Source organism: Helicobacter mastomyrinus, assembly GCF_039555295.1.
Classification (GTDB): Bacteria; Campylobacterota; Campylobacteria; order Campylobacterales; family Helicobacteraceae; genus Helicobacter_C; species Helicobacter_C mastomyrinus.
In genome coordinates this window covers 992590-1018260 of the sequence record NZ_CP145316.1, presented here as the reverse complement: position 1 = coordinate 1018260, position 25671 = coordinate 992590, and the positions used below count along the sequence as shown (strand labels likewise).

At 39.3% G+C, this 25671-nt stretch carries 25 protein-coding genes and 1 pseudogene; 12 read left to right on the top strand and 14 right to left on the bottom strand.

All coding sequences use genetic code 11. The features are described 5' to 3' along the window. Positions 1-218 precede the first annotated feature (218 nt). From V3I05_RS05105 to V3I05_RS05080, 6 genes are all read left to right on the top strand, one after another. Complete coding sequence (locus tag V3I05_RS05105) at positions 219-458, top strand: hypothetical protein (RefSeq protein WP_300446548.1); 240 nt, start codon at positions 219-221, stop codon at positions 456-458. A 42-nt stretch (positions 459-500) separates the two neighbouring features. Continuing rightward, positions 501-650: a hypothetical protein gene (locus V3I05_RS05100; RefSeq protein WP_343354229.1), complete on the top strand. Its 150-nt coding sequence runs from the start codon at positions 501-503 to the stop codon at positions 648-650. A gap of 536 nt (positions 651-1186) precedes the next feature. Continuing rightward, positions 1187-1348: a hypothetical protein gene (locus V3I05_RS05095; RefSeq protein WP_295701091.1), complete on the top strand. Its 162-nt coding sequence runs from the start codon at positions 1187-1189 to the stop codon at positions 1346-1348. Positions 1349-1413: 65 nt separating this feature from the next. Continuing rightward, the gene (locus V3I05_RS05090; RefSeq protein WP_295701088.1) at positions 1414-1836 is read left to right on the top strand and encodes a hypothetical protein; all 423 of its coding nucleotides are present in this window, start codon (positions 1414-1416) and stop codon (positions 1834-1836) included. A 263-nt stretch (positions 1837-2099) separates the two neighbouring features. Beyond that, the gene (locus tag V3I05_RS05085) at positions 2100-2315 is read left to right on the top strand and encodes a hypothetical protein (protein WP_295701085.1); all 216 of its coding nucleotides are present in this window, start codon (positions 2100-2102) and stop codon (positions 2313-2315) included. Positions 2316-2395: 80 nt separating this feature from the next. Then, a complete protein-coding gene (locus V3I05_RS05080; protein WP_295701082.1) occupies positions 2396-2584 on the top strand; it encodes a hypothetical protein in 189 nt (62 codons plus the stop codon). Between the two features lie 111 nt (positions 2585-2695). Here the strand turns inward: V3I05_RS05080 and V3I05_RS05075 are convergent, their stop codons facing one another. From V3I05_RS05075 to ileS, 3 genes are all read right to left on the bottom strand, one after another. Further along, the gene (locus V3I05_RS05075; protein WP_343354228.1) at positions 2696-2944 is read right to left on the bottom strand and encodes a hypothetical protein; all 249 of its coding nucleotides are present in this window, start codon (positions 2942-2944) and stop codon (positions 2696-2698) included. Positions 2945-2983: 39 nt separating this feature from the next. Beyond that, a complete protein-coding gene (locus tag V3I05_RS05070; protein WP_343354227.1) occupies positions 2984-4210 on the bottom strand; it encodes a multidrug effflux MFS transporter in 1227 nt (408 codons plus the stop codon). A gap of 72 nt (positions 4211-4282) precedes the next feature. Then, complete coding sequence (gene ileS, locus V3I05_RS05065; RefSeq protein ID WP_343354226.1) at positions 4283-7066, bottom strand: isoleucine--tRNA ligase; 2784 nt, start codon at positions 7064-7066, stop codon at positions 4283-4285. 665 nt (positions 7067-7731) lie between these two features. Here ileS and groES point away from each other — a divergent pair. After that, a pseudogene (gene groES, locus V3I05_RS05060) lies at positions 7732-7995 on the top strand (co-chaperone GroES); the annotation flags it as partial. A gap of 29 nt (positions 7996-8024) precedes the next feature. Continuing rightward, complete coding sequence (gene groL, locus V3I05_RS05055; RefSeq protein ID WP_343354225.1) at positions 8025-9662, top strand: chaperonin GroEL; 1638 nt, start codon at positions 8025-8027, stop codon at positions 9660-9662. A gap of 280 nt (positions 9663-9942) precedes the next feature. Here the strand turns inward: groL and V3I05_RS05050 are convergent, their stop codons facing one another. The 3 genes from V3I05_RS05050 to V3I05_RS05040 all read right to left on the bottom strand — a co-directional run bounded on the left by V3I05_RS05050 (position 9943) and on the right by V3I05_RS05040 (position 14424). After that, positions 9943-10779 (bottom strand): DNA-methyltransferase, encoded by an 837-nt coding sequence (locus V3I05_RS05050; RefSeq protein ID WP_295701069.1) that lies wholly within the window; start codon positions 10777-10779, stop codon positions 9943-9945. Continuing rightward, entirely contained in the window at positions 10760-11605 is an 846-nt protein-coding gene (locus tag V3I05_RS05045; RefSeq protein ID WP_300859948.1) for a type II restriction endonuclease, read from the bottom strand. Before V3I05_RS05045 ends, V3I05_RS05050 begins: the two co-directional genes overlap by 20 nt. Positions 11606-11739: 134 nt before the next feature. After that, on the bottom strand, positions 11740-14424 hold the full coding sequence (locus tag V3I05_RS05040) for a phosphoenolpyruvate carboxylase (RefSeq protein WP_343354224.1): 2685 nt from the start codon (positions 14422-14424) through the stop codon (positions 11740-11742). A gap of 112 nt (positions 14425-14536) precedes the next feature. Between V3I05_RS05040 and ilvC the strand changes: the two genes are divergently transcribed. Then, entirely contained in the window at positions 14537-15562 is a 1026-nt protein-coding gene (gene ilvC / locus V3I05_RS05035; RefSeq protein ID WP_300446525.1) for a ketol-acid reductoisomerase, read from the top strand. 415 nt (positions 15563-15977) lie between these two features. Here the strand turns inward: ilvC and V3I05_RS05030 are convergent, their stop codons facing one another. Next, entirely contained in the window at positions 15978-16181 is a 204-nt protein-coding gene (locus V3I05_RS05030; protein WP_300446522.1) for a hypothetical protein, read from the bottom strand. 3 nt (positions 16182-16184) lie between these two features. On the opposite strand from V3I05_RS05030, the gene V3I05_RS05025 reads away from it, so the two are divergent. Continuing rightward, positions 16185-17330, top strand: coding sequence for a cation diffusion facilitator family transporter (locus V3I05_RS05025; protein ID WP_300446519.1), 1146 nt, complete (start codon positions 16185-16187; stop codon positions 17328-17330). A gap of 66 nt (positions 17331-17396) precedes the next feature. On the opposite strand, the gene tpx is transcribed toward V3I05_RS05025, so the two are convergent. The 5 genes from tpx to ybeY all read right to left on the bottom strand — a co-directional run bounded on the left by tpx (position 17397) and on the right by ybeY (position 21767). Next, positions 17397-17915, bottom strand: a complete 519-nt coding sequence (gene tpx, locus V3I05_RS05020) for a thiol peroxidase (RefSeq protein ID WP_300450029.1) — start codon at positions 17913-17915, stop codon at positions 17397-17399. A 143-nt stretch (positions 17916-18058) separates the two neighbouring features. Beyond that, positions 18059-18793 (bottom strand): amino acid ABC transporter ATP-binding protein, encoded by a 735-nt coding sequence (locus tag V3I05_RS05015; protein WP_300450032.1) that lies wholly within the window; start codon positions 18791-18793, stop codon positions 18059-18061. Beyond that, complete coding sequence (locus V3I05_RS05010; RefSeq protein ID WP_343354223.1) at positions 18790-19485, bottom strand: amino acid ABC transporter permease; 696 nt, start codon at positions 19483-19485, stop codon at positions 18790-18792. Before V3I05_RS05010 ends, V3I05_RS05015 begins: the two co-directional genes overlap by 4 nt. Beyond that, on the bottom strand, positions 19485-20261 hold the full coding sequence (locus V3I05_RS05005) for a transporter substrate-binding domain-containing protein (protein ID WP_295701050.1): 777 nt from the start codon (positions 20259-20261) through the stop codon (positions 19485-19487). The genes V3I05_RS05010 and V3I05_RS05005 overlap by 1 nt, the downstream gene beginning before the upstream one ends. A gap of 990 nt (positions 20262-21251) precedes the next feature. Next, positions 21252-21767, bottom strand: a complete 516-nt coding sequence (ybeY, locus tag V3I05_RS05000) for an rRNA maturation RNase YbeY (RefSeq protein ID WP_343354222.1) — start codon at positions 21765-21767, stop codon at positions 21252-21254. 129 nt (positions 21768-21896) lie between these two features. Between ybeY and speA the strand changes: the two genes are divergently transcribed. After that, complete coding sequence (gene speA / locus V3I05_RS04995) at positions 21897-23744, top strand: biosynthetic arginine decarboxylase (protein WP_343354251.1); 1848 nt, start codon at positions 21897-21899, stop codon at positions 23742-23744. Between the two features lie 6 nt (positions 23745-23750). Continuing rightward, entirely contained in the window at positions 23751-24491 is a 741-nt protein-coding gene (gene cysE / locus V3I05_RS04990; RefSeq protein ID WP_343354221.1) for a serine O-acetyltransferase, read from the top strand. 231 nt (positions 24492-24722) lie between these two features. Here the strand turns inward: cysE and V3I05_RS04985 are convergent, their stop codons facing one another. Then, positions 24723-25007: a hypothetical protein gene (locus V3I05_RS04985; protein ID WP_300450038.1), complete on the bottom strand. Its 285-nt coding sequence runs from the start codon at positions 25005-25007 to the stop codon at positions 24723-24725. A gap of 93 nt (positions 25008-25100) precedes the next feature. Next, positions 25101-25469 (bottom strand): divalent-cation tolerance protein CutA, encoded by a 369-nt coding sequence (cutA, locus tag V3I05_RS04980; RefSeq protein WP_295701038.1) that lies wholly within the window; start codon positions 25467-25469, stop codon positions 25101-25103. Between the last annotated feature and the right edge of the window lie 202 nt (positions 25470-25671).

Sequence of the window (25671 nt, the reverse complement as noted above, 5' to 3'; positions counted from 1 at the left end):
ATTGATTGGGGGTATTTCCTAAAAATATGTGTTATCATAATAAATAAACATCAAAGGAGCAATGATGAGTGATGAATTTTAATGGCGTAAATTTGGATTGGCTTTTACTGAAGGGAATTTAAAAAGGGTATAGAAATTGAGAGATTAAGTGCAGAGGGCGAATATGTTGATTTCATACAAGAAAAGTGTAACACTTCAACACTATATGCTATTTATGATTGGGACATAATGAAAAGGTTGATGGAAATAAGCCTCGCAAAGAAATCTGCCTTGTCTTAGAATCTCATAGTATGATGTTATGCTGCAAGGCAAGAATTAAGACAAGATATAAGATTTTAAAGGTCTTTAGGGTGGTAAATAAGTTAAGCGGTGATGTAAAAATATTGCTTATGCTACACAACTTATTTGTGAATAAAAAGTCTTTACTCACCTTGAGGATTCTAATGATGAAGCATTAGATAATGCACAAATATTAATTAACACCTTAAAAAGGGCGTTTGATGAGTGGGAGAAAGAACAAAAAGAGCTTTAGTATTATGGAGCAAGCAGAACCCAAAGAGAATATTCACAAAGTGATACAAAAGGCAAAGATTGAGGAGATAGCCAAGGCAAAAGAGCTTATTGTCCCAAACACTATTCTTAGGGTGTAAGAAACCTCGCAAGTGCTGCAATATGTGTTTTCTTATGCGATAAGTTTTATTTATATAAGCCTCCCGTGGATTGGGCAAGCAGGACTTATTCCCTACGAGGAATATATTAAATTCGCCTTCAATAGAGATGTAAAAATTTTTCTCAAATGTGGTCGTGATGATACTGGGCGAGGGATAATCAATCGAGTATTGATGAGCTGCAACATTATTCAAATTTTTACAATCTAAAATGCTCTTATGGGACAATGAAGGCATACAATGGTCTATGATAGGGAGTTACAATTTTCTTTCATTTTATCCTAGAGAGGAGACAATGATAATTACAGATAGTGCCTCCGCTGTGGAAAAGTGCAAAAAGTATATCGCAAAAAATTTTTAGGAACAAGTTTTTCAAAAAAGCAAGATAATGCAAAGGATAACTAAGGACAAATAAATGATGCAGCGTATTTTAATCCTAGCAGCAGCCAATATAGCTACTTGTCCGCGTGCTATGGCAATGATAAGAGATACTTAAAGATGATTATGAGCTGAATGTGATGGGGATTGATAATGATGATGGCAGCAAGATGTCACCTGTGATAATTAAAGATGCTGTGCAGAGGGAAATTAGCATTAAAAGCTTTAGTTATTCAGCTTATAAAAGGCGCACCAAATGGGAGGAGTTTAAGTTTTATTGCAATGTCGCCCTTCAAAGATGAGACAAACTTAGCTTCATACACAATCGATTAGCGATTACGAGCATTTGCAGCATTATTGCTATGATATGGTGTGCCACGACCTTTTGCTTTTACCTGTGCTATTTACGGGATTAGAGTGGAGCGAGCGCATACATAAAGATGGGGTAAGGCATACAACAAGAGTCATTTTTGACACACAAGAGTTTTATCCATTGCAAAACACAAGCTCTTTGTGTTGGCGAGTGCTTTTCAAACGCTTCAATAGTTATCTTTATGCTACCTATATGCCTAAAGCAGATAGAGTCTTTGCCGCTTCTTCTGCCTTTTGTGAGATGTATAAAAAGCATTTTGAGATTAATGCTCATCCTTTAATGCCCCTGCCACCTTTTTATAATCTTACGCCTAGGGCAGTGAATGCAGAATGTATAAAGATTCTCTACCACAGCGCACTTAATCAAAATTGCGGTATTGATGAGGTGATAGAGTTATGTCAATGGCTTGATGAATGATTTTGCATAGATTTTATTTTTGTCGGGTGGGGGCAGAGGGTATTCCGCACTAAGATAGAATCCCGCATACAAGCCCTGCAATCCCAAGGCAAACATATTAGAATCTTATCTCCACTACCACTTAATCAAATTGTGCCTTTTGGCAATTCCTATGATATAGGGTTTATCTATGTCTCCCCGCATAATTACAACCCCCCGCTCCACTTTGTCTAATAAATTTTTGAATACATCCAATCACGTTTAGCCTTGCTTATGCCCCTTTAGTGCAGATGATGGCTCTTGGTGAGAAATATCATAATGTGATTATAACGCGTGATTTTGCTATCCGCTCTTTGACTGATGCGCTTAATGCTCTAAGCTGTGAGGATATTATGCGATATAAGCAAAACTCCCACAAAGCTGCACAGGAATATAACCTATCGCATAATATATCCATTGTGCGCGAGAGTGTAAAGGCACTTTTAGAAAATAAACGCTAGAATCACACATCTTAAAGAAAAATGTTTGCAGTTTTGCTGCACAAATTCATTATTGTATATATCAATTCGAGGGTATAGATATGTGGCATATAATGTTTTTCATACTTTCTATAAGCTTCATTACGATGAGTGGCTGCCTCGAAGCAGACATAAAAAACGCACTAGGAGGCTATCAAACTATGGATTACTTTGAGCGGCAGTTTGAGGGTAATGCTAATATGGGATTGCCAAAATCCGCTACATCCCCGACTATGAAGCCCATCCCTTAATTAATGGTAAGAAAATCTCAAATCATTATCTAAAGCTCAGGATGTGGTGGGGTTTATCCCTAAAATAAACACTTAGCACACTCCTATTTCAATAGAATCTTTAAGATTCTCTCATTGCGTAGGGCCGCATTTTGTGCCAATAGATGTGCTTTCACAATAAAAACTCCTACCATTGCAAGAAATACGATAGGTATAGCCTTCAGCAGGATAGAAAGTATGCTTTTTGTTGCTGATTTGTGCTTCATTTGGCGGACAGCCCGTAGCTGCTGCACTTTTATGCTTAAGGCTGCTGCTCGTGGCACAACCCATACTTAAAATCCCCACAAGCCCTACAATATCAATGTAGCAGAACATTCTCATATAATCCTCCTTAAAATAAGAATGATTATATTATACTTTTTATTTTTTGTTTGTAAATAATATACTCATATATATTCCACTACCGCACCACACGGCAATTGCCATTGCTAATGCTAACAAAATGGGTGTGTTTGCTTCAAATGCCCCAACAAGAAATGACATAATACCCGCTAAGGTAAATTGTATTGTCCCTAGCACAGCACTTGCCGTGCCTGAATATGCCTTAAATCGCGCCATTGCTAAAGTCGTAAGGTTAGGCAGTAAGAATCCTAGTGAAGAAAGCGTCGCAAAAAGTGCCATTTCAAACAATATAAAATCCCCTATCATTCCTGCACCTATCAATATACAAGCAAACACACTCATAGCCACAAACGCCTTTTTTAATATATATTCAGGTGAAGTTTTAAGCACAATCTTTGCATTAAGCGTAGAGCATATCATCAACCCTATGGCATTAAGTGCAAAAATGAGGCTATAAATATTTTTATCTGATGCAAAAACATTCATAAATACAAATGATGAACCCGTAATATAGGCAAATAATGCCCCCATAGCAAATGCCCCTGAAAGCACATAGACCATAAAGATTTTATCGCTTAAAATGAGTTTGTAATGCTTGATGATTTCGTGGTGAGAAAAGGACGTTTTAGTCTTAGGGGCAGATTCTTTAAGGACAAAGATGATGAGTATATACAGCACTATGCCTAAGCTAAAAAGTGTCAAAAAGATACTATACCATTCAAAAAACCCAAGTAATATAGACCCAAGCGCAGGGGCGAGCATAGGTGCGAGCGAGGAAATTACCATCATCAACGCAAACACACTTGCAGCATCTTTGAGTGCAAACCTATCATTGACTATTGCACGAGCTATCACCACTCCCGCGCAGCCACCTAAAGCTTCAAAAAATCTTAGCACAATGAAGGCATAAATAGAATCTACCAGCACACAGCCAATACTTGAAGTGATAAATAGCACCAACCCCACATACAAGGGTTTTTTGCGCCCAAAGGCATCGCTTAGTGGTCCATATATCAACTGCCCAAAAGCAAAGGCAATAAAAAATGCCGCAAGTGAAAGCTGTGCGTAGAAATCGCTCACCGCAAAGCTCTCACTTACATTTGGCAAAGCAGGGAGATACATATCCGTAGAAAGTGGCGCGATACTTGACATAAAAGCAAGGATAAAAATCAACAAGAGTTTTTCAAATCCCTTTGGGGAGGATGAATCCCCATCTTTAGCATTATGTATAGAATCTTGGGACATAGGTAATCCTTAAACACAAATTAGCAAAGACTTATAACCGCTTTGCTTACCCACAAAGCCCATTGGCCCACTTCATTGCTTCATGTTCTCTACCACAGCCGCACAGCGCTCACACAATGGGCTAGAATCGCTAACGACAAATTGCCAGCACCGCTCGCATTTGTCTTTTTGTGCCCTATACAGCACAAACTCTTGCCCCTCAATCTCAAATCTTGCCAATGCCTCGCCACCGCTCACTTTGCTCTTTGCCCCAGAGATGATGAGCCATTTATCAAGCAGGGCTATATCGCTAGGAGTTTGCAGCAGCACTTCAAGTGAGGATTTAAGAATCTTTTGCTTTTTAAGGCTATCTAACACTTCGCCAAACTTTTCCCTCACGCGCAATAAATAGGCAAAATCTACATCAACCTGCGTATTATAATGCGCTTTGCAAGGAGTTCTTAGCATATCAAAGACATCTTTATGCGCTCCTTTTACCGCGTGGCTTGCGTGATTAAAGGCTTCATCGGCTGTATAGGTAAGTATAGGCGCGATAAAATGCAATAAAGAGCGCAAAATCATCACCATAGCACTCTGTATGGCACGGCGACGTATAGAATCTGCGCTATCACAATAGAGTATATCCTTGCACAAATCCAAATAAATACCGCTTAGCTCATTTGTGAGGAAGTTCATCACTACACCTAATGCCTTAGCAAACTCATATTCATCAAAGTAGTGATATGCCTCATCAAACACCCTATCGCACTCACTTAGAATCCATCTATCTATCTGTCCTAGCTCATCTTTGCTTACCATATCTTGCGGATTTATAGCTGCATTAGCAAGGAGAAATCGTATCGTATTGCGGATTTTGCGATATTGTTCGCCCACTTGCTTTAATATCTCATCGCTAATATTTTGGTCGCTTTGATAATGGCTGAGTGCCACCCACAGCCTTAGAATCTCACTGCCTTGTGTCTTAATAATCTCATTTGGAGCAATCACATTGCCTTTGCTTTTACTCATTTTTTCACCATTTCTGTCAAAGGTAAAGCCGTGCGTTACCACTTCTTTATAAGGTGCTTTTTTAGCAATAGCACAAGAGAGCAAAAGTGAGCTTTGAAACCACCCTCTATGCTGATCGCTTCCCTCTAAATACATATCTGCAGGATATGCCCCTGCGTCATAGTTATTGCCCTTGATTCTGTATTCATTATCAAGCACCGCACTCCACGTGCTGCCGCTATCAAACCACACATCAAGGATATGTTTACTCTTTGTGAGTTTTTTGCTTAAATGCTGATGGCTTGGGGGCAAAAGCTTCTCTACCTCATAGCTCCACCACGCATCGCAACCTGCTTTTTCAAAGATGTTTGCGATATGCTCTAGCACCGCATCATCAAGTAAAGGTGTATTTGTATCTTTATCAATCAAAAAGGCGATAGGCACACCCCAATCCCTCTGCCGAGAGATACACCAATCAGGGCGATTTTCAATCATTGAATAGATTCTGTTTTTGCCATTAGCAGGATAGAATCTCACCTTTTCTAGTTCACTTAGGGCGACTTCTTTTAAGGTTTTACCGGCAAAAAAGGGCTTATCAAGCAAGATAAACCATTGCGTAGTGGCGCGATAAATCACAGGTTTATGAGAGCGCCAACAATGCGGATAGCTATGTGTAATTATATCTCTCTTAAGCAATGCCTTGCCTAGAATCTTAAAAATACTCTCGTGTGTATCAAAGATATGTTTTCCCACAAATTCGCTTACAAATGCTTCTGGCACAAGCCCCATAGATTCTACCAAAGGGCTAAAATTTCCTTTATCATCAACGGGCATAATCACTTGCAAATTATATTTTAATCCCACATAGTAGTCATCTTCGCCGTGTCCCGGTGCAGTATGCACGATGCCTGTGCCATCACTTACACCTACGTGTTCACCCAAAATGATAAGTGAGATTCGTTTATTAAGTGGATTTATCGCCTCTAAACCCTCTAATTTTTTCGCCTCAAAAGTGTGTGTGATACCTGCGCTAATGCCAAGCTGCTTTACCAACGCGCTATGTAAGTTTGCCTCCACGATGTAGCCATCATCAGTAAGCACATAAGATTCTGTAGGATTAAAGGCAAGGGCGACATTCGCAGGGAGTGTCCAAGGCGTAGTCGTCCAAATAATGGGCTTCCCTTGTGGGATACCTAGCTTTTTTAATGCCTTATCGTTTAAATCAAAGGCGACAAATATAGAATCTGATTGTTTATCTTGATATTCCACCTCTGCATCAGCAAGCGCACTCTCACACGCCCAGCTCCAATAAATAGGCTTAAACCGCTCTGCCAAAAGCCCTTCTTTAACAAGCGCGATAAGGGCGCGATAAATTTGCGCTTCAAAGGCAAAATCCATTGTTTTATAAGGATTCTCAAAATCTCCTAAAATACCTAAAGATTGAAACTCACTTGATTGAATGGTGATAAATTTTTGTGCGTGTTCGCGGCAGAGGGCGCGGAGCTTGGTTTTCTCTAGGCTATCCTTTTTTGCCTTGCCGATTTTTTGCTCTACCTGCTGTTCGATAGGCAATCCGTGGCAATCCCACCCGGGCGTATAGCGAATATTTTCTCCCTTAAAATAGCGATATTTGATAATAATATCTTTTAGAGTCTTATTCAAAGCATGTCCTATATGTAAATGTCCGTTTGCATAAGGGGGACCATCGTGTAGACAAAAGCTTTTAGCATTGGGGAGGGAGCGAGTTTTAAGGCGATTATAAAGCCTTTCATCACGCCATTTTGCATAGGTTTGTGGCTCATTTTGAGGGAGATTTCCTCGCATTGGAAAGCTAGTATCAGGCAAAATCAAAGTATCTTTATAATTCATAGAGCAAACTCCATATCAATGTCGAAGTCAAAATATGCGATTGTAGCAAAAAATGGGTTTTATTAACAAAAAATATGCTCAAAAACTTTGTTTTCTTCTTTATATTTAAAGCTTAAAGTGATGAAAGACATTCTTTAAAGATTTATTAAATATTGATTATATGCTTCCTTCTTTAATTATACCTTATTTCAATCTCAACTTTGTGTGGAGGTATGCCTCTTTGCTAATTCTTAGGCGCGTGTTATACTCTTAAATATAAAGGCAAAACTATGAGGAGGTGAGGCGCATATAGCTTTTAGTTAGGCTTAAATTTGTAGGAATGTAAGTTTATGATGAGATTTAAACCCCCTCTGGCTTTTGCGAAGTAAAAACAAGTACATTATTGAAGTGCTGAAATAATATTTAGCAAAATCAGGCTAACAGATTCGCTGTCTAAAATTATGATTATTGTGTGATACGTTGGGTTGCTTGAATCAAGTTTATTATGAAAAATTTATAAAGTTTATATAGTAAAACATACATAATCTTAGTTTATTATACTAAAGTTTATTTATAAATTAACCATAAAGTATTGACTTGTTTAATAAAAACATATAGAATTCTCGCACTTCAAAAATTAAGTGCTAAATTTTTGATTAACTTTAATATATTGCAAGGAGTCCATAATGAAATTTAGACCTTTGGGTGAAAGAGTTCTTGTAGAACGCGTTGAGGAAGATACTAAAACGAGTTCAGGCATTATTATCCCAGACAATGCGAAAGAAAAGCCTCTTGTGGGTATTGTAAAGGCAGTGAGTGCGAAGCTCAAAGATGATAAGGTGCTTAAAGAAAATGATAAAGTCGTATTTGGCAAATATAAGGGCGCGGAAATCAAGCTAGATTCTAAAGAATATATGGTTTTAGAACTAGATGATATTTTGGGCGTTATCGAAAAATAATAAAGCTTAAGGAGTAAGATATGGCAAGTAAAGAAATTCATTTTTCAGATTCTGCAAGAAATAAGTTATATGAGGGCATTAAGCAATTAAGCGATGCTGTAAAGGTAACAATGGGACCAAAAGGGCGTAATGTACTGATTCAAAAGAGCTATGGCGCACCGGCTATTACAAAAGATGGTGTTTCTGTGGCAAAAGAGATTGAATTAGCCGATCCTATCGCTAATATGGGCGCACAGCTTGTAAAAGAAGTAGCGAGTAAGACAGCTGATGCAGCCGGTGATGGTACGACAACAGCTACCGTTTTAGCCTATAGTATTTATAAAGAAGGTTTGCGAAACATCACTGCTGGGGCAAATCCTATCGAGGTAAAACGTGGTATGGATAAAGCAGTAACGGCTATCGTAGAGGAATTGAAAAAAGCAAGTAAAAAAGTAGGTGGCAAGAGCGACATTGCCCAAGTGGCGACTATCTCTGCAAATTCCGATGAAAATATCGGTGCACTCATTGCTGAAGCGATGGAAAAAGTAGGCAAAGATGGCGTTATTACTGTTGAGGAAGCAAAGGGGATTAATGATGAGTTAAGCGTGGTTGAAGGTATGCAGTTTGATAGAGGCTACCTCTCCGCATATTTTGTAACTAATACTGATAAGATGACAGCACAGCTTGAAAACGCCTATGTGCTTTTAACCGATAAGAAAATCTCTAATATGAAAGAGATTCTGCCATTACTTGAGGCGACTATGCAAAGTGGCAAACCGCTTTTGATTATTGCTGAAGACATCGAGGGCGAGGCTCTTACGACTTTGGTAGTGAATAAATTGCGCGGTGTGCTTAATGTATCAGCAGTTAAAGCTCCGGGCTTTGGCGATAGACGCAAGGCAATGTTACAAGATATAGCCATTCTTACCGGCGGACAAGTCATTAGCGAGGAGCTTGGTAAGACTTTAGAATCTGCGACTTTAGCGGATTTAGGAAGTGCGGCAAGAATTGTCATTGATAAAGATAATACGACTATCGTTGATGGTAAGGGCAAGACAAAAGATGTCAAAGATAGAATCGCACAAATCAAAATGGAAATTGAAAACACTACAAGCGATTATGATAGAGAAAAGCTCCAAGAGCGATTGGCTAAGCTTAGTGGCGGTGTAGCTGTTATCAAGGTAGGTGCTGCAAGTGAAGTAGAGATGAAAGAGAAAAAGGACCGCGTAGATGATGCGCTTTCTGCGACAAAAGCAGCAGTTGATGAAGGTATTGTTATTGGTGGTGGCTCTGCGCTTATCCGTGCTTCACAAAAAGTAAAACTTAAGCTTGAGGGTGATGAGGCGGTTGGCTATGATATTATCAAACGCGCTATTAAAGCACCTCTTGGGCAAATTGCCGCAAATGCTGGATATGATGCGGGTGTGGTAGTCAATGAAGTAGAAAAAAATGCAAAAGATGGCTTTGGGTTTAACGCTGCTACGGGCGAGTATGTGGATATGTTTAAAGAGGGCATTATCGATCCGCTTAAGGTTACGCGTGTAGCACTGCAAAATGCCGTCTCTGTATCAAGCCTCCTGCTCACTACGGAAGCGACTATTAATGAAGTCAAAGAGGACAAACCAGCTCCAGCAATGCCAGATATGGGCGGAATGGGTGGTATGGGCGGTATGATGTAAGCCCCGCTTCAATTCTCACATATTTCTATTTTTACCCTCCCTGCCATTTGGGAGGGTAGATTCTACTCTTTAAATAAACTCACTAAAATGTTCATCAAGCAAACAATGCTCTAAACTTCTTTGAAATAACTTTCATCTTGCTACGATTACGAATCTTTATGCAACACACAGCAAAATATGAACATTATAAGTGCTTTTTAATGTTTTAATTAGCCTTTTATTTAACGCTATTTTGTGGGGCTTTTCTAAATTTTTAACCCTCTTTTATCGTTTAAAATCCTTATTGCATATTTTTTAAGTCCGCAATTCTCTTTCTTATGTCATCAAAATTGCTTTCAAGCTCTAATTTTCTTGCTGTGGATATATCTATAAAATCTTTTTCTTTTTCTATACCGATAAATTTTCTACCTAAAAGATTTGCCGCTATACCTGTGGTGGAACTGCCACTAAAAGGATCACAGATAAGAGAATCCGTATCACTTGCCATTAAAAGCAGTCTTACAAGCAGATTCAAAGGCTTTTGTGTGGGGTGTTTGCCATTTGCCTTTTCCCAAGGAGCAATCGCAGGGAAGCTCCACACATCACGCATTTGCTTATCTCCATTAAGCTTTTTTAGAATCTCATAGTGAAAAATATGCTTGTGTTTTACGCTCTTTCTTGCCCAAATAATTTGCTCAGTAGAATGTGTCAAATAGCGGCAACTAAAATTTGGCGGGGGATTGGTCTTTTGCCAAGTGATGAGATTTAGAATCTTAAAATCAAGCTTTTGCAAGGCTCTGCCTAAAGAAAAAATATTATGATAAGTGCCGCTAATGAGAATGCTGCCCGTGCTTTTGAGGGCAGTTTTTGCATTGCTTATCCATTCCATATTAAATGCGTCAATATCTGTGATATTTGCTTCTTTGTCCCATTCGCCCTTATTCACACTCACGATTTTACCGCTTTGTATGCTTAAGCCATCATTTGAGAGAAAATAAGGCGGGTCGGCAAAGATTAAATCAATGCTATTTTCACATTGAGGCAAAATCTTATTACAATCGCCTTGATAGAGTGTAAAAAGCTTATCATTGCTGACAAAGCAGGGGTTTAAATCTTTGTCAAAACGTGGCAGTGTCATTTTTAACCCTTTGTATAAAATTTTTAAGATTGCTTAAATTATAAATTTCCACATATTTATAAGCCTCTTGTAGCTTGTTTTTCGCACTAAGCCAACCCTTACCATCAGTAATCCAAATAAATTTATAGTTTGAAAATGCTTCAAATTTAGGGGTTAAATCTTGATAAGATCTTGCTGTTTCGTTCAGCTTACTGCCGCCACCTGTATAAAAGTTAGATTCTATAAAATACGTTTTATTTTTGCCATAAATCACAAAGTCAAATTTTTTAATATCCACCCCAAAGGCTTCGTGCAAATCTTTAAAATCTCTAATATCAACTTGCTCTTTAAAAATGAGTTCAGCCTCAGAAAAAATATTGCTAATACATTTTTCCATAGCTTTGCCACTGCGGTTTTTCCTTGCATTGCTATCAAGCCCCACCTCTATACCAAACACAAAATCATTTAAATCCCTAATATTTTTATTGCAAAAAATCTGCTCTAAACCCGTTTGAGAGATAAACTCATAGATTTTTTCAACGCTTACAAAATAAGTATTTAATGGAACAAAATCCCCCTTTACATCAAGCACCAAATCCTTTTTGTCTCTTACCGCAATAAGAATATGCAACACATTAAAAGCCTTTGGATATTCCCCAAAAAGTTTTTTAATGCAAGCTTTAAGCTCACTCCTCTCTTTACCAAGCAAAAAATTCAAATGATTTAAGGCTATGCTTATATCATCTCTATTTTTTAAGCATTTTTGCCAATCCACAAAGAAATCTAAAGTCCTATTACTCGTTTGAAGACTTTGTAAAAATGTATCAAAATCAAGCTTATTTTTCATCGCCTGCCTTATGTTTTAAGAATTGCTGTAATTATATTGGTTAAAGGTTATTTAATGCTTATATGAGGCATATTTGCATTATCGTCTATCTTTTGTTAAAATATCATTGCTCTAGGTAGAGTTTAGATCCTCTCTCACCCCGTGTTGCGAATGCCTTGTGCGATACCCACAATCGTAGCGTGGATTTGCTCTAAGATTCTCTCCTTTGCTTTTGCATAGCCACAGCTTTGATATTTCTTAATCAATTCAATTTGCGTGAGATTAAGCACACTAAGGTAGGGCTTACGCAAAAGGATAGATTCTCTAACCGCCCTTTGGGAATCTAGTAGCTCACTCTCCCCGCGCAGATGCAGCAGATTTTCCAAAGTCAGCTGATACTCTGTATAAATACATTCCCAAATCCCATCGCGCACCGCCTTATCCGCCACAAATGCGCTATATAGCCTAGCAATATCTAAATCCACTTTAAGCATTGCTTGAGAGATATTATCAATGGTTGTTTTAAAGAAAAGCGATTGCTGATAGCAGTCTTTGAGGGCGTTTTTATCCCCCTTTGCTAACCCACTGCCTAACCCATACCACGCAGGGATAATAGAGCGATTTTGCGTCCAAGCAAACACCCAAGGAATCGCACGTAAATCCTCCACTCTTTGTGTATCCTTGCGTTTGCTTGGTCTTGAGCCTAGATGGAGATTCTGTATAAAGGCGATGGGCGTTGCCATTTTGAAATAGCTCATAAAGCCCTTATTTTCATATACAAGGGCACGATAAGCCGCATAAGAAGCTAAAGATACAGGTTTAAGCAATGCCATAATAGGCGAATCGCTCTCACAAGCGCCATTGAGACAAAATGTATCTGCTACCTCCTTTTTCAGCAAGGCGCATAAAGTGCTTGAGAGATTCTTTTTAGCGATATGTTTGTGTAAGTATTTTGCGCTTATCATCTCGCCTTGCTCCGTTGTTTTGAGTTGCTTATATACGCTTTTAGGCGCAGAGGAGAGAAGCGCTTCTTCTAAGCTACCTCCCCCACGACTCACGCTCCCGCCCCTGCCGTGAAAAAAGTTAATCTTAATGCCTAGCTCATCTTGCAAATGTGTAATGTTGCTAATGGCACAATGCAGATTATAATTACTTGCGAAAATCCCGCCATCTTTACTTGAATCCGAATAGCCCACCATAATTTCTTGCGTATTGTCATTATCATACATATATTGCTGATAGTGCGGATTGGTATGAAGCACCTTGATGATATGTTGCGCTCTCTGCAAGTCATCAATCGTCTCAAAAAGCGGCGTGATAGAAATCCTCGCCTTGCCTCTTTTACCCTCACTCTTTTTACCCCCTTTCCATAAGCCACTTTGCTTAGCAAACCACAGCACACAGAGTAAATCACTCGCCTCGCTACTCATAGAGATAATAAAGCTTTGCAAAATCCGCTCACTGATGTGTTTTTTCGCCCATTGTATGCGTAAAAATGCACCTACAAGCTGCTGTGTAGGTTGAGAAAGCTGATCGATAAGCGTATGTAGCTCATATTTTTTGCTTAAGGCGATATTTAAAATCGCGCATTTTTTACTCTCACTCAAATCCTTAAAATCGCTATCGCTTAAACCAAGCAGACAGAAAATCTCGCTTATGCTATTTAAGATGGTATCTCTATGCTCCCTAAAGTCAAGTCCAAATAAATGGAATCCCCCTAAAAGCACAAGATGGCGAAATTCTCTCAAGCCTTGTGCGCTTATGGAATCTAGAGATTCTATAAGCATATCAATATCTGTTAAAAGCTCGTGTGAGTTAGCATAGGTAAAACGCACAGATTCAGGGGCATTAATCGCAATAAGGCGGTTTTTGAGCTTTTTTCTTATGAGGTAGAGTTTTGCGCGGAAAGGCTCTTTGGCATAGAGTGTCGCCTCACTCTGTGGAAGCTCGTGGGTTTCATTATGGAGCGATTGCATAAGGGTGCGAGTGGGCTTCATAAAATCCATAGACAAAGAAAGCTCCCGAATGAGCTTCTCACATTTGTTAATATAGATGTTGATAATCGCATTATGCGTAATTTTCATCACCTTTGTCATAATTTCATTATTCACATAAGGATTGCCATCTCTATCGCCCCCTATCCAGCTTCCTAGCGTGATGGGGGAGGATTCTAAGGGTTTATCAAGTAGGGTTTCAACCGCATTTAGCACTTCTGTGGCAGATTCTAGCACGGAGCTTTCAATGATATAAAGCAGATTATCAAGCTCATAGAGAATCTCCATTTTCTCACTTCTTACTAAATGTGTGTGCCATAGCAATGTGAGGCGGTAAAGTAGCTGATTTTTAGCTTTTTCATCATTGTGCATAAAAATAGCTTTGATATTTTCACTCATTTGATGATGTGCTTCAAGGAATGTGCGGCGACGAGATTCTGTAGGGTGTGCGGTAAAGACAGGATAAAAGCATAATTGTTCTAAAATCGCTAGAGTTTCAGGCTTTTCATAGCCCTCTTTAGCAAGTTCTTGCAGAGTTTTGGCAAGTTTGTTTGATTCCATATTAGCACTTGCATTAAGCTCTTCAATGATATTGAGTAGCATATGATAGAGGGTAAAGGCTTTGATAATAGAGAGTGTTTTATCTTGTGTATTAAGCTGTGTCAAAGTAGCTAAAAGAGTGGTGCTATCGTGCTTTTCTATGGATTGCTTAATGCGGATAAAGGCTTCTTTTAGCTCTACATCGACATTTTGCAAGAGGTGGATAATGGTTTGAAATACAAAATCAATTTGTGCGTTTTCAAGCAAGGGTTGGGGCATAGAATTGCCTTTGTGTTGAGGTCGCATACTATTTCCTTATGGCTTTTTGAAATGGTATTAATTATAACTAAGTTTGTTTTAACTATAATTGAGGTTTTATTTTATTTTGAAAGGCGCTTATGCCTAGAAAGGAAAGATAATGGCATTACAAGTGTATTACGACAAAGATTGTGATTTAGGGCTTATACAAAAGAAAAAGGTAGCTATCATTGGCTTTGGGAGCCAAGGACACGCACACGCGGAAAACTTGCGAGATTCTGGAGTAGATGTGGTAATCGGGCTATATAAGGGCGGCTCTAGCTGGGCTAAGGCAGAGGCGAAAAAATTTAAAGTGCTTGAAGTGAGTGAGGCGACAAAAATCGCTGATGTGATTATGATTTTAATCCCTGATGAGCTGCAAGCTGATGTATTTGCTAAGGATATTGCCCCGCATTTGAGTGAGGATAAAATCATCGCTTTTGGACACGGATTCAATATTCATTTTGGGCAGATTATCGCACCAAAGGGAGTTGGCGTGATTATGGTCGCTCCAAAAGCTCCGGGACACACCGTTAGAAGTGAGTTTGTAAAAGGTGGTGGGATTCCGGATTTAATCGCAGTAGCACAAGATACAAGCAGAAATGACGCTAAGGCGATTGCCTTAAGCTATGCAAGTGCGATTGGCGGAGGCAGAAGCGGGATTATTGAAACCACTTTCAAAGATGAGACAGAAACAGATTTATTTGGTGAGCAAGCTGTGCTTTGTGGAGGCGTTACGAGCTTGGTAAAGGCTGGATTTGAGACATTAGTAGAGGCGGGATACCCTGAAGAAATGGCATATTTTGAGTGTTTGCACGAGCTAAAATTGATTGTGGATTTAATCTATGAGGGTGGCTTGGCAAATATGCGATACTCTATCTCAAATACCGCAGAATACGGCGATATGGTGAGCGGTCATCGTGTGATTAATGCAGAATCAAAACAAGCGATGAAGGCAATTTTATGCGACATTCAACAAGGGCGATTTGCAAAAGATTTTATCTTAGAGCGTAAAGCTGGATATGCACGAATGAATGCGGAGAGAAAGAATCTAAGTGAGCATAAAATTGAAAAAGTGGGCAAAAGATTGCGCTCAATGATGCCTTGGATTGGCGCGAATAAGCTTGTGGATACAGATAAAAACTAAGGCTATATGCTATAAATATTTTATTTTGTCTTATGCGGAGTGAGCGGGTATCTAGTATCCTTTTAAAGCCTCATATTAAAGTGTCATAGGGGCGGGTAGTAATCTAGTAGCGATATGTAAGGGGGAGCAAGGCAGCCAAAGCAATCCACGCCAAACGTCATTGCGAGGGGAGAATCACCGAAGCAATCTACAAGTCAGGTATATTCTCACTTATGGGTAAGCAATTTTGAAATCTTGTTTTGGCCAAAAATGATAGGTTTTGCTTGATATTTATTATCTTAACACTTTAGATTTTTTATTTGTCGCAAAAAGAAAAGGTTTCCCCTCTCCCCAACCTAAAAAAGAATAAAGCGGTGGCTTTTTGCCTTTACAGGATTACTTTTTTTGCAATCGGGGAGAGCTTCGCTTTTTGTCCTTACGGAATTTGCTTCGCTGCATCCGCTTCTAGCTTCATACGCACGAAGTGCTTATCCACACTTGCAACATCGGCGGAGTGAGAGGTATATCCTCGAAACTGCCCTCTTTTTTCCCGATGTTTTTCACCACGATAGCTGAGCGAGAAAGTGGATAGGATTATTTTAATAAAACCATTTGTTTTATATCTTATCACCAAAGGCATTGTATGAAATCTACTCCTACTTCTCACGCTTATGAATGCGGACTTTCTCCCAAAAGCGATAAAAACTATCTAGGCTATGGCTCAAGTGTGCGCGATAATAAATTGCGTTTTCATAAAGATTCTGCCTCTCAAGACAGAGAGACAGCAAAGCAGAAAACAAAAGAGAGCGCACATTCGCATTTGAAAAACCTCAAAGATTCTCTGCAAGATGTGCTCAAAGCCTCGCAAAAAGAGCAATTTGTGCTAAAAGTATCGATGTTTAGCGCACTCACTCTAGCGATTTTTGGCATTGGCTTTGGGATTTTGGTAAAGTCTATGGCGGTTATCTTTGATGGATTTGTAGCGCTTATTAGCGTGGGATTAGGGGCGCTTAGTGTGGTTACCTCGCGTTATATTTATAAAGAGGATGATGATATTTTTCAATACGGCTATGTGCGATTTGAACCAATGGTGAATCTGTTTAAGTCTTTAGTGCTGGTATTTGTCTGTGTATATGCCTTTATTAATGCAATTCAAAGCATTTTGCACGGAGGATATGCGGTAGAGCTTGGTGGTGCGGCGATTTATAGCCTATGTGCTTGTGTGTTTTGTGCGTTGCTATTTGGCTATACATTAGTGTATGCAAAGGTGCTAGAATCTGATTTGATTAAAGTAGATAATACTGAATGGAAAATCGATTGTGTGCTGTATTTGGGTGCATTGGCAGCTTTTGGAATTATCTATTTGTTGCCATTTTTTGGCTTTGTGCTTATAGATTCTCAAAGTAGCGAGGCTCACCCCCTAGCACTATACATTGACCCTATGCTTTTAGCCCTATTATCCTTACTGCTTTGCGTGTCGCCTATTCGCATAGCTATTGTAAATTTCAAAGATTTGATTATGGTAGCCCCGCCAGAGATCGATGAAAAAATCACAGCGATTATGGAGGCTTTAAGCGCAGAATTTGGCTTTAGCGATTATGATACGCACGTGGCTAAATCAGGTAGATTCTATATGGTAGAGGTGAATATCCTCACAGATAGGAACTTTAAGCCTGTGAGTATGCAGGAATTTGATACGATAAGAGAGCGGATAGAGAAAGCACTAGAGATACCAAGCTATAAAATATGGCTTTCTGTAAGCTGGACGGCAAATCCTAAATGGCTCTGATTTGTTATAACCAAAGTGTAGGCTTGATATAGAAAAGCGTATAGAACCTTGCCCTAAGGCAAGAATTTAGCGAGAGCAGCCACAGCCACCGCTAAAGAGGGTATCTAAAGGCTTTAGGTTTGGCAACTCTGTGATTTCGCTCACAATGTCTTTATAGGCTATTTTGCCATCTTTGATTACAAAAATAGCTCGAGCTAAAAGTCCTTTAAGCGCACCATCGCCGATTAAAACGCCATATTTTTCTCCAAACTCTTTGGCGATAAAATCACTTGCCACTTTAAGGTTGGTAATGCCCTCTGTACTGCAGAATCTCCCCATAGCAAAAGGCAAATCTAAGGTTACAATCACAGCTTCAGCATTTGGATATGAAGCAATTTTTTTATTAAAATCTCTCGCCTGCGTAGCGCATACAGGAGTATCTAGGCTTGGCATAGTTAAAATGATTTGAGCTTTATTGTTAGCTCCACCAATGGTTATATCGCTTAAATCTCCTGCCTTTAGCGTTACGCTAGGAGCAGCTACGCCTACCTCTACATTATTTCCTAAAAGATTGACCGGGTTTCCTTTGAATGTTACTGAAGCCATTTTTTTATCCTTTTCACAATAATTTTGTTTTAAGTTTTGAGCTTGGCATTATGCCTTGTGAAGATTAATCAAAAGCAAAATAGGGCAATTCAAGGGTATGGGGTGTTGAAATGTAGCAAGGTGTTAGCAAAGATTGATAGAATCTACCCAAGTTGCGTGATTTTGGTTAAAAAGCTTCGCACTCGCTCACTCTTAGGATTCTCAAAAAATGTCTTTGCCGCCCCCTGCTCGATAATCTCTCCATCACTCATAAAGATGATTCTATGCGCGATAGCTTTAGCGAATTTCAGCTCGTGGGTAACAATAAGCATTGTTTGATTACGGATTCTTTTAATTACTTCTAGCACTTCAGCTATTAGCTCCACATCAAGTGCAGAAGTAGGCTCATCAAAGAGCATAATGCTAGGATCTAGGCTTAAGGCTCTAGCTATGGCTACTCTCTGCTGCTGTCCGCCGCTTAGCTCATAGGGATATGCCTTTGCCTTTTGGGCTAATCCCACGGCACCAAGTTGCGCCATTGCCCTATCATTTGCCTCACTCTTAGGCATTTTTTTCACTACTATCAATGCCTCGCTCACATTCTCTAAAATATTTTTATTCACAAAGAGATTAAAATTTTGAAACACCATTGCTGATTTTTGCCGCAGCCTAAACATCTCCTTTTTGCTAAAATGGGCGAAGTTTAGCTCTATGTCATCGATTCTAATACTCCCGCTATCGGGCTTTTCTAGGAGATTGATACTGCGTAAAAGTGTGCTTTTCCCCGTACCACTTGGACCAATAATAGCAACAATCTCGCCCGTTTGCACCTCTAAATTGATATTTTTAAGCACGCGATGGGCTTTAAAGGTTTTGTTAATATGTGTCATTTCTATCATTTGGCATACTTTTTTCTAAATTTGGCAAAATGCTTTTCGATTTTTGAAAACACCGCTTCAAGCACTACGCACATTACCCAATACACCAATGCCGCCATTAAATAGACTTCTAAAAATTTTGAGCTTCTGCCAGATTCTATATCGGCTAAACCCATAAGCTCAGGCACAGCGATAATCGAGGCTAGGGCAGTGTTTTTAACCTGCATAATGAAAAAGTTAAGCAAGTTTGGCAAAGTAATCATAAAGGCTTGAGGGAGGATAATGCGCCTTAGGGCTTGAGTATTTGTCATACCTAGTGAGTAGGCTGCCTCGATTTGCCCTTTATCTACAGAGAGCAATGCTGCGCGGAAAATCTCGCATAGATACGCACTCGCATAGAGTGAAAACACAATAAGCGCATAGTGGAGACCATCAAGGTTATGCAAATCAATGCCAATGGCATAGCTTTGTAGCACAATAGGTAGCCCATAATAAAACATAAAGAGCTGCACCAAAAGCGGAGTCCCACGAAAAAATGAGATATAGAGCATAAGCAGGGCGTTGAGGTATTTCACCTCATAGACGCGGATAAGCGCGAAAACAAAGCCTAAAGCTGCCCCGCACACAAAAGAGCCAATAGCTAGGAAAAATGTAAGCGGCAGGGCGGGAAGCAGCGTAAAAAATGCCTGCAAAAAATAGGACGTATCAAACATTATTGGCTTAAGTCTTTACCAAAGTATTTTATGCTTAGATTCTGCAAGTCTTTAGCGTCTATGGCTTTTTTGAGCGCAGCAGAAATGGCATCTCTAAGCTCTACATCTTTTTTGTTAAACACAAAATACACCGGCGTTTTATCAAGGATTATATCTGTAGCTTTGAGCTTGATATTTTGTGCCTTAGCGATGTTAATTGAGCTAATGGGTTCGCCTATGATGGCTTGGATTCTATCTGCACCCAAATCGGCGATAAGGGCAGGAGGATTCTTATAGTATTTAATCTCTATTTTTAGCTCGGGGTGGGCTTTAAGGTAGTTTTCTAAATCGCGTGCATAGTTGCTCCCCACGCTCACGCCAATTTTCTTGTCATTAAGCTGTGTAAAGTCGCTAATGCTTTGATTCTCGCGGATAATCACGCCGCTAATATCATTAAAATATGGATAATGAGAGAAAATATATTTTGCCTCACGCTCCTTAGTCTTGGTGATTTGATAGGCTAAAAGGTCAAATTTACCACTATCTAGCCCGGGAAATACTGCATTCCACTGCACCCCATTGAATTTAAATACAAGCTTTGGGTCGTGTTTGCTTAGAATCTTTAGTACCTCAATGTCATAGCCTGCCATTGCATTTGCCCTATCGACAAATGCAAAAGGGCGATAGGCATTGCTTGTGCCTACTTCTATGGGTGATTTTATATCTTGGGCGTGTGCACTTACAAGGCTAAGCAACCCTACCAGAGCGCCCATAAGCCATTTTCTATATTGTTTCATTTGCTCTCCTTTTATCTAAAGAAATATTATAGAATCTAAACCTTAAAATGCACTTGATAGGAAAGATAGTATTTTAGCTAAACACCTCTTTTTAAGGTGTAATAGCGGAGTGAGAGTATATCCTTAAATGATGATACTAAGGGGGAAAGCAGATAATTTATCAAACCTGCTTTACATTTTGTGTGAAAAGAGGTTTGATTCGCTAATGGTAGCCGATGTGTGTCGGCTCCCCTACTATTTACAATTAACTTAATCCTAAAGTATATTAGATGTAAAGGCGAGCGATCTGAGAGAGCAGATAGATTAGAATCCAGATTGAATAGTATATTACGTGCCACTAAAGAAGCATTAAAAAATGATATTGCAAAAATTAAAGCTTTAGATAAAAAGACAAATCCTAATAGTAACGTAGAGCCTAAAGGATACAGAGTAGGAAAGGTGTCGCTTCAGCAAGTATCAATTAATAAGACAAATAGGAAGGATTGGTATTCGATTCACGTTGATTGATAAAGGCTCGTATACTTTTTTAAATTCCCCAGAAAATCTAGTTCGTATATTGGGTAGAGATATATCAAATTTTATTAATATGAAAGGTTGTAAAGTAAAAGAAGTAAGATTTTACGTTTTGTCAAAAACAAGAATAACCTTTTCCGTTTCATTTTTTGTTCTGGATTAGATAAATGCTAGCCCCTACACTCACTCCGCTTAAATCTTACCAGCAATACTCACAGGTATCGTGGTATAGAGAAAAGGAACCCTCTCAAGGAGAGCGAAATAGTAAGAGTAGTGTTAAGAGAATAGAATAGGTAGAAAAAACATATCTGCTAAGAATCCGGAAAATATATAACCCCTTTCTTTGCAGAGGAGAGTATATGAAATAAGGGTCTTTTTGTAAAAAAAAAGAAATAGCTTATAATTTAGTATAGCGTCTCTGCTACATTGATTACTATAAGTGCCAATTCTGCATTGAGAGGCTTTTTGCCTTAGCATTTATATGGATTCTCGCACGATGAGGCTCTCTCCTAAATCTAAAGATTCTATAATTTTCTGCTCTAATGCCCTCTGCTCCCCATTATCTACTTCGTGGTCATAGCCTAAAATATGTAAAAAGCCGTGAATAAAAAGCAAGGCAATCTCATCTTGTGTGCTATGCCCTAGCCTTTGTGCGACACTTTGAGCTAATTCTACATTTATCACCACGCTACCTAGACATAGCCCCATAGCATTTTTGCTAAGATTTGCACTATCCGCACATATATTTTGAAAGCATATATCATCATAATGCAAAGGGAAGCTTAGCACATCAGTTGCGCTATCTTTGCCCCTTGTTTGTAGATTTAGCTCTTGCATAGAAGGATTATCATTTGCTAATACCTCTAGGCTAAATGCGCTAAAATCCCCCTGAATCACGCCCAAATCCCCTATCTGCGCTAAAAGTGATTCTAAGAATCCTAGCGAGGCATAATGCTCTTTACATATATCAAGTGTAGGCATTGCTTTAGCCATAAACGCTCCATTGTGCAAAAAAAAGTGAAATTTATGTTTCTATGGTGCGAGTATAGCCATAAAATGCTTTTAAAGTGCTATAATTCACACTCTTTTATTAGCACTTTAGCAAGAGGCAGGGCAAGGATAATGGTAGATTATGGCATTAATTTTTGGAGTAATAATGACTTTATTATCGCCGATGGCAAGGTAAAGGTGAATCATAAGCATAAACCAGCGCTGATTGACATCGTCCAAGAAGCCCGAGAGAGAGGCTATAAAGGACCTTTGCTCTTACGTTTCCCGCATTTAATTAAAAATCAAGTGGATAAGGTGTTTAAAGCCTTTGAGGGCGCCATTAAGGAGTATTCTTATAAGGGTAAGTTTAAAGCGGTATTTCCCTTGAAAGTTAATCAAATGCCTAATTTTGTGCTTTCACTTGTAGAGCAAAGTAAAGATAAATGCTATGGGCTAGAGGCAGGGAGTAAATCCGAGCTAATCCTTGCTATGGCTTACACGAATGAAAATGCTCCCATAACGGTGAATGGCTTTAAAGACAAGGAGATGATTTCTCTAGGCTTTAGCGCAGCAAATATGGGACACGACATTACGCTTACGATTGAGGGGCTAAATGAGCTAGAGACGATTATCGAGGTGGCAAAGGAGCTAGGCGAACCCTACCCCAACATCGGCTTAAGAATCCGCCTTCACAGCACGGGTATGGGCATTTGGGCGAAAAGCGGAGGTATAAACTCAAAGTTTGGATTGACAAGCACAGAGCTTTTAGAGGCGATTAATATGCTTGAAAAAGAGCAATTACTGCATAAATTTACAATGATTCACTTTCATATAGGCAGTCAAATCAGTGATATTTCACCGCTTAAACGTGCTATTAGAGAGGCAGGGAATATCTATGCGGAGTTACGCAAAAAAGGTGCGGAGAATCTGCAATGTGTCAATATCGGCGGAGGCTTAGCGGTGGAATATACCCAGCACGAGGGTGCGAATAATCGCAACTATACATTGAGCGAGTTTAGCGGCGATGTAGTGTTTTCCCTGCGTGAGATTGCTAAGAATAAAAATGAGCCAGAGCCGGATATTTTTATTGAATCTGGACGTTTCATCGCGGCAAATCACGCCGTGCTCGTTGCCCCTGTCTTAGAGCTATTTTCACAAGAATATGACGAGAAGGCTTTGAGGCTTAAAGAGCATAATCCTCCGCTTATCGAGGAGCTTTTTGACCTCTATAATAGTGTGGTGGAGAAAAATGCAATTGAATATCTGCACGATAGCCTAGATCATATGGAATCTTTGCTCACACTTTTTGATTTGGGTTATATTGATTTACAAGACCGCTCAAATACTGAAGTACTCGTGCATTTGATTATTAAAAAAGTGATTAAGCTCTTAAAACATAAGAATTTTAATGAAATTTTGCAGATTCAAGAGCAGGTGCAGGAACGCTATTTGCTAAATTGTAGCTTTTTCCAAAGTCTGCCTGATTATTGGGGATTAGCACAGAATTTCCCGGTAATGCCCCTTGATAGGCTTAATCGCCGCCCAAATCGTAGCGCGAGTTTGTGGGATATTACTTGTGATTCCGATGGAGAGATTGCATTCAATGCGCAAAAACCCATCTTTTTGCACGATGTTGATGTAACCAAAGAGGAGTATTTCTTAGGATTCTTTTTGGTGGGAGCGTATCAAGAGGTGCTAGGTATGCGGCATAATCTTTTCACACACCCTACAGAGTTTAGTGTGAGCTTTAATGATGATAGTAAGGGACACGAGCTAACCAATCTCATTGAAGCACAAACGATTTTAGATGTGCTTGATGATTTAGACTATGATACAAGGGACATCGAGCGGCGATTGAAGCAGCACATTGAGGATAATGAGAGTCTAGATAGTGAGGGTAAGAAAGATATGCTTGGGCGGCTTTATGTGATGTTAAGTGAGAATGGCTATTTGCGCACAATTACAACTAAGGGAGAATAGGCACAAGTGGAATCAAATATATCAGATCAACACATAGCACAAACAGAACAAAAAGTGGGTTTGTGGCGTATCATTAAAGAGGATTTTTGCATAGTGAGGCAAAAAGATCCCGCTATTAATCGCAGCATTGAGCTGTTTTTCAACTATCCCGGATTGATTGCGCTCGTGCATTATCGCATTGCCCATCGTTTCCACAAAGCTGGATTCAAAGTATTGGCGCGTATCATCATGGGGCTTACGGGCTTTATTACTAATGTCGATATTCACCCCGCAGCACAAATAGGCAGACGCGTGTTTATCGACCACGCTACTGGTGTAGTGATAGGCGAAACCGCCGAGGTGGGAAATGATGTGATGATTTATCAAGGGGTAACGCTAGGGGGCACGAGTTTAGATAAAGTCAAGCGACATCCTACAATTGAAGATGGCGTGGTGATAGGTGCGGGAGCGAAGATTCTAGGGAATATACGTATCGGGGTGAATGCAAAAATTGGGGCAAATTCTGTAGTAATTAAAGATGTGCCCAAAGACTGCACGGCGGTGGGAATCCCCGCACGTGTGATTGTAAAGGGGCGCGCACAAGGTATAAATGCGGTAAATAAGCTACCTGATATTGATAGAGCGCTGTTTGAGTATCTTTTCAAGCGTTTGCAGATGTTAGAATCTACTACAGAGTGCTGCCATACAAAAGAGCTAGAGGAACTAAACGCGCTCTATGCACATTTTTTAGAAGCATTAAAGGGATAGCGTTTATTAGAGGGAGTCAAGGGAGGATTCTCAACCTCTAAAATGTATTTGGTAGAGAAAGTGTTAGTTTTACCCTTAAGGGATTTGTTTAGAGGCTGCATAAGTGCGTCCTTTTATGCTTGCAGGATTTTGCAGACATAGAGCAAGGGTATATCTCCCAAGCTACTGCGTGTAAATGTGGCGATTTACCGCAGTAGCAAAGGCATTATGTTAGAAATATAGTGGATTTTGCTATTTTTTAAGCAATTCACCTGCAATTGAAGCAGCTCCACCCGTCTTTTCATCAGCTTTTTTCATAGCTTTTTGCTTTTGTTTTTCAAGCTCTGCTTTTTGTTTTTCAACTTCCGCATTAGCGGCGTTTTTAACCTCTTTTTTTGTGTCTTCTGTGATGTCTTTAACACTTTTGCCACTTGCTAAGTCAGAAGCTGCTCCTAGAGCCTTGTCTTTAATGTCAAAAGCATTTGCGAAAGTACCACAAACTGCTACGGCTAACAAAACCGAAATAACTTTTCTCATGGAATCTCCTTATGATTTTGAAATTGCGAAAAAACGCGAACTATTTATATCAAAAAAAAAAAAAACGAAAGAAAAGAATCAAATAGTGATAAATTATTGATGTGATGTGTCGTTTATATCCATATCGTTGGGATTTGGATTCCAGCATAGGCTTGAGTGAATCCACGCCTCATAAGCCTTATGAGACTGTGCTTCAAATGCTATGATTTCAGGCACATCATAGCTATGGAGCTTTAAGAGCAGGGCTTGTATATCCTTGTAATATGAGGGTAGCGTTTTAAACGTGAGTAGCCATTCCTTTGATTGATGTATCGTGTAGTCTTGCTCTTTGCTTTCTCTCCAAAGATAGGCACTTGTGATCTTATGATACTGTGCACAGGCTACAAGGTGCGATTCTAAAAGTGATTGAGCTAAAAACTTAGCTTCCTTTTTGCTAGCGGTGGTAGTGTGGATAATGAGCATAGGAATCTCCTTTTTTATCGTATTGGTTGTGATTATAGCTTAATTTCTGTTTCTATTTTTTGCAATGCAGTCCCGCATTTAAGGCTAACTTTTTTAATTAGGAATAAATATTCAAAGAAGGTAAAAAATCAAAGAAAATTATCTCTTATTCCTAGTAAAACCTTAATATTAAAGCTATTTAGGATTATCATTTATGTGTATA

What these genes read in the sequence shown, in the direction of transcription:
- V3I05_RS05100 (WP_343354229.1), top strand. Translation starts at nt 501, where the DNA reads ATGAGTGGGAGAAAGAACAAAAAGAGCTTTAGTATTATGGAGCAAGCA.
- V3I05_RS05095 (WP_295701091.1), top strand. Translation starts at nt 1,187, where the DNA reads ATGGGGATTGATAATGATGATGGCAGCAAGATGTCACCTGTGATAATT.
- V3I05_RS05090 (WP_295701088.1), top strand. Translation starts at nt 1,414, where the DNA reads ATGGTGTGCCACGACCTTTTGCTTTTACCTGTGCTATTTACGGGATTA.
- V3I05_RS05080 (WP_295701082.1), top strand. Translation starts at nt 2,396, where the DNA reads ATGTGGCATATAATGTTTTTCATACTTTCTATAAGCTTCATTACGATG.
- V3I05_RS05075 (WP_343354228.1), bottom strand. Translation starts at nt 2,944, where the DNA reads ATGAGAATGTTCTGCTACATTGATATTGTAGGGCTTGTGGGGATTTTA.
- V3I05_RS05070 (WP_343354227.1), bottom strand. Translation starts at nt 4,210, where the DNA reads ATGTCCCAAGATTCTATACATAATGCTAAAGATGGGGATTCATCCTCC.
- ileS (WP_343354226.1), bottom strand. Translation starts at nt 7,066, where the DNA reads ATGAATTATAAAGATACTTTGATTTTGCCTGATACTAGCTTTCCAATG.
- groL (WP_343354225.1), top strand. Translation starts at nt 8,025, where the DNA reads ATGGCAAGTAAAGAAATTCATTTTTCAGATTCTGCAAGAAATAAGTTA.
- V3I05_RS05050 (WP_295701069.1), bottom strand. Translation starts at nt 10,779, where the DNA reads ATGACACTGCCACGTTTTGACAAAGATTTAAACCCCTGCTTTGTCAGC.
- V3I05_RS05045 (WP_300859948.1), bottom strand. Translation starts at nt 11,605, where the DNA reads ATGAAAAATAAGCTTGATTTTGATACATTTTTACAAAGTCTTCAAACG.
- V3I05_RS05040 (WP_343354224.1), bottom strand. Translation starts at nt 14,424, where the DNA reads ATGCGACCTCAACACAAAGGCAATTCTATGCCCCAACCCTTGCTTGAA.
- ilvC (WP_300446525.1), top strand. Translation starts at nt 14,537, where the DNA reads ATGGCATTACAAGTGTATTACGACAAAGATTGTGATTTAGGGCTTATA.
- V3I05_RS05030 (WP_300446522.1), bottom strand. Translation starts at nt 16,181, where the DNA reads ATGCCTTTGGTGATAAGATATAAAACAAATGGTTTTATTAAAATAATC.
- V3I05_RS05025 (WP_300446519.1), top strand. Translation starts at nt 16,185, where the DNA reads ATGAAATCTACTCCTACTTCTCACGCTTATGAATGCGGACTTTCTCCC.
- tpx (WP_300450029.1), bottom strand. Translation starts at nt 17,915, where the DNA reads ATGGCTTCAGTAACATTCAAAGGAAACCCGGTCAATCTTTTAGGAAAT.
- V3I05_RS05015 (WP_300450032.1), bottom strand. Translation starts at nt 18,793, where the DNA reads ATGATAGAAATGACACATATTAACAAAACCTTTAAAGCCCATCGCGTG.
- V3I05_RS05010 (WP_343354223.1), bottom strand. Translation starts at nt 19,485, where the DNA reads ATGTTTGATACGTCCTATTTTTTGCAGGCATTTTTTACGCTGCTTCCC.
- V3I05_RS05005 (WP_295701050.1), bottom strand. Translation starts at nt 20,261, where the DNA reads ATGAAACAATATAGAAAATGGCTTATGGGCGCTCTGGTAGGGTTGCTT.
- ybeY (WP_343354222.1), bottom strand. Translation starts at nt 21,767, where the DNA reads ATGGCTAAAGCAATGCCTACACTTGATATATGTAAAGAGCATTATGCC.
- speA (WP_343354251.1), top strand. Translation starts at nt 21,897, where the DNA reads ATGGTAGATTATGGCATTAATTTTTGGAGTAATAATGACTTTATTATC.
- V3I05_RS04985 (WP_300450038.1), bottom strand. Translation starts at nt 25,007, where the DNA reads ATGAGAAAAGTTATTTCGGTTTTGTTAGCCGTAGCAGTTTGTGGTACT.
- cutA (WP_295701038.1), bottom strand. Translation starts at nt 25,469, where the DNA reads ATGCTCATTATCCACACTACCACCGCTAGCAAAAAGGAAGCTAAGTTT.